Annotated in this window: 3 protein-coding genes; 2 read left to right on the forward strand and 1 reads right to left on the reverse strand. The window is 70.9% G+C overall.

Going from position 1 to position 3,538, the window contains the following annotated elements; translation table 11 throughout:
• The coding region (locus GT354_RS51865) for a DUF2264 domain-containing protein (protein WP_161365482.1) at window positions 1-220 on the reverse strand (220 nt) is incomplete at its 3' end.
• 367 nt (window positions 221-587) lie between these two features.
• Between GT354_RS51865 and GT354_RS51870 the strand changes: the two genes are divergently transcribed.
• Both GT354_RS51870 and GT354_RS51875 read left to right on the forward strand, forming a co-directional pair.
• Window positions 588-1,892, forward strand: coding sequence for a substrate-binding domain-containing protein (locus tag GT354_RS51870; RefSeq protein WP_346012548.1), 1,305 nt, complete (start codon window positions 588-590; stop codon window positions 1,890-1,892).
• A gap of 120 nt (window positions 1,893-2,012) precedes the next feature.
• On the forward strand, window positions 2,013-3,365 hold the full coding sequence (locus tag GT354_RS51875) for a sugar ABC transporter substrate-binding protein (protein WP_161365480.1): 1,353 nt from the start codon (window positions 2,013-2,015) through the stop codon (window positions 3,363-3,365).
• The last annotated feature ends 173 nt before the right edge of the window (window positions 3,366-3,538 follow it).

The raw sequence follows: 3,538 nt of genomic DNA on the forward strand, positions 1-3,538 counted from the left end.
CTGCCGCGCGCAGCGCCGCGAGCAGGAACGTGCGGGCGTAACCTTCGAGTCCGTCGGAGCGCGCGCCGGACCAACTCGTGGGCCCCGGAAGGGTGATCAGCGCACCACCGGGGGAGCGGTACGGCTCGACCGCCGCGACGAGGCCGTCGGCGACTGCCTCCCAATGGGCCCGCGTCCAACCCGTGTACGGGCTCGACTCACGGTCCTCCGGCGGCAGCACGAACGGATGCGCCGCACCCTCCTCGGCCGGCGGACGCGCCGTAGCGTCCTTCGCCGACGGGCGCGCCGTCCCGCCTTCCGGCGCTACGACGAACGGGTGCGATGGGCCCACGTGTACTCCTCGACTCGGGACGTCCGCTCGACTCGGGACGTCCGATGATCCGCCCACCCGCACCACGCCCGGGAACGCGCTTTCCACACGCTAGGCGGAGCCGATCGATCGGGTCAAGGGTCGTTTTGATCGAACGATCTGTTTCAATCAAAAGCGAATGCGAATGTCATAGGCTGGACAAGCCCGGCAGCAGTCGGGCGCGGTGGGTCGGACGCCGGATCGGGGGCGTGCGCGAGATGGAAGGACGGCGTCGACGGTGTTGGCCGAACAGCGACACGAACACATCCTCAAGGTGGCGCGTGAGCAGGGCAGCGTCCGGGTGACCGAGGTCGCCGAGCAACTGGGCGTGTCACCCGTCACGGTGCGCCGTGACGTCGCGGAACTGGCCGCGAACGGGCTCCTGGACCGGGTACACGGCGGCGCCACCCTGCCGCACGCGCGCCCGTCCGCCCCGACCGCGCACCCGGGAGCGGGCTCGGCCCCCGCCCGATCGCGCGCGGAGGGCCACGAGGGGCCGATGGTGGGCATGCTCGTGCCGTCGGCCACGTACTACTTTCCCGAGGTGGTCCGCGGTGCCCGCGACGCGGTCGAGGCGATCGGCGGCCGGCTCGTGCTCGGGATCTCGCGCTATCTGCCGAGCGAGGACCGCGACCAGGTCGACCAGCTGTTGCGCGGCGGCGTCGACGGCCTGCTGCTCACCCCCTCGCGCGCGCCCGGACCCGGCGGGGCGGACGCGTGGATGGGCCGACTGCCGGTCCCGGTCGTACTCGTCGAGCGACGCGCCGAAGTCGGGTCGGGACTCGAACACCTGGACCGAGTGGCCTCCGACCACGCGTTGGGCGCCGCGCACGCGGTGCGCCGGCTCGCCGATCTGGGCCATACCCGGATCCTGCTCGTGGCCCGGCTCGGCAGCCCGACCACGCCTGCGGTACGGGCCGGCTACGCCGCCGCGATCGCCGCGCTGGGCCTGGAATCGCCGGATCCGGACGGCGTGGAGACCCCGAATCCGGGAGACGACGCCGACGGCTTCGACCGCGCCGTGGCGCGGGTGATCGAGGCCGCGCGTACCGGCGACGCCACCGCGGCCTTGGTGCACAACGACCAGGACGCGCTGTTGCTGGTCTCTCGGCTGCGCGCGGCCGGCCTCGACGTGCCCGGCGACCTGGCCCTGATCGCGTACGACGACGAGGTCGCCGCGCTCGCCGACCCGCCGCTCAGCGCCATCGCGCCGCCCAAGGCCGAGGTCGGCCGGACCGCGGTCGAACTGCTCGCGCGGCGCCTGGCGGGCGGCGAGGGCCTCGCGCCGCGGCACATCTCCCTGGTGCCGCAACTGCGATTGCGCGCGACGACGGGCCCCGACGAGCCGCCCGAGAACCCGAAGACCGATGACCGCAGGATCAACAACCACAAGACCGACGACCACAAGACCGACGACCCCAGGACCGACCGCGGCACCCGCGACCGAAGCCCCGACGTCGGAAACGGCGCCCGAGACGGCGCCCGAGACGGCGCCCGAGACGGCGACGGTCAAAGCCCGGCGACCGTACGAACCGCTCTGTGATCGAACGATCATAAAGAGTTTCGTTTTTCATCGATTGTTCATTTGCTCTTGACGCTGTTCGCTCCTGACCGAATGATGCTCGCTATCGCCTTTGAAGCAGGTTCGACCCGGGAGCGGTCCATGCAGCGCACGTCCAAGCGCACGTCCATCAGACTGTGTACGGCCATCGTCGGCATAGTCACCAGCCTCAGTCTCGTCACGGGCTGCGGTGGTGGCGGCGACGACGACAAGAAGAAGGCCGGCGCCGCCGACAGCGGCGCCGGCGCCGGGGCCGGCCAGACGCAGGAGATCAGCTTCTGGTCCTGGACCAAGGGCACCCAGGAAGTGGTGGACGCGTTCAACAAGTCGCACCCCGACATCCGGGTCAAGTACGAGCAGATCCCCTCGGGCAACGCCGGCGGCTACGCGAAGATGTCCAACGCGGTCAAGGCGGGCAACGCCCCCGACGTGCTGACCATCGAATACCCGCAGCTCCCGGACTTCGTCAGCCAGGGGGCAGTGCAGGACCTCTCGGCCAAGGTGTCGGGGCTCAAGGCGAAGTTCCCGGCGCAGGTCAACAAGCTCACCGAACTGGGCGGCAAGACCTGGGCGGTGCCGCTGGACGCCGCGCCGATGGCGCTGTACTACCGCACCGACTTCTTCACCGAGCACAACATCCCCGTCCCCAAGACGTGGGACGAGTACCGGGCCGCCGCCGAGCAGGTCAAGGCGGCCGACGCGAAGGCGCGGATCGGTACCTTCTTCCCCGACGACCCCAGCACCCTGGCCGGGCTCACGTGGCAGGCCGGCGGCTCGTGGTTCGCCACCGAGGGCGAGTCGTGGAAGGTCTCGCTCACCGACGAGAAGTCCCGCCAGGTAGGTGACTTCTGGAACAAGCTGGTCGCCGACGACCTGGTGCGCGTGCAGCCCTCGTTCAGCCAGCAGTGGAACGCCGACCTCAAGAGCGGCGGCACCGTGGGCATCGTCGGCGCCGCGTGGAGCGCGGGCGTCCTCAAGAGCAGCCAGCCCGACCTCGCCGGCAAGTGGGCCGTCGCGCCGCTGCCCGACTGGGGGACCCCCGCCAACGCCATGCTCGGCGGCTCGACCTTCGCGGTGAGCAAGGACAGCAAGAAGACCAAGGCCGCGCTCACCTTCATCGAGTGGATGACCACGACCAAGGAGGGCATCGCCGCGCGGATCGCGAGTGGCACCTCCAGCGCGTACCCGGCCTCGACCGAACTGGTGCCCGGCGCCGCCCAGGCGTTCGACACGGCGTTCTTCGGCAAGCAGGACATCTACTCGCTGTTCACCGACGCGGCGGGCAAGATCGGCACCGGCTGGACGTGGGGGCCGTCGATGACGCAGACCAACACCGTCCTCAAGGACCAGCTCGGCAAGCTCTCCAGCGGCGGCAGCGTCACCGGTTCGCTGGAGGAGGCGCAGAAGGCCACTGTCGACGACCTGAAGAAGCGCGGCATCTCGGTCAAGAGCTGACCACCCGCCGAGCGGCCGGCGCCGGATCCGGACCCCGCAACCTGGGGCCGCGAACCGGCGCCGGACCGAAACGCCGGCCACGTCGGAGACCGGACCTCCGCAGCGGATGCGTGTCGGAAACCGCCCCGTACCCGGAGCCGAGCCGCCTCGGAACCCCGCCCGCACCGGGAGAT

Origin of the sequence: Streptomyces sp. SID3343, assembly GCF_009865215.1 — a bacterium.
Lineage (GTDB): Bacteria > Actinomycetota > Actinomycetes > Streptomycetales > Streptomycetaceae > Embleya.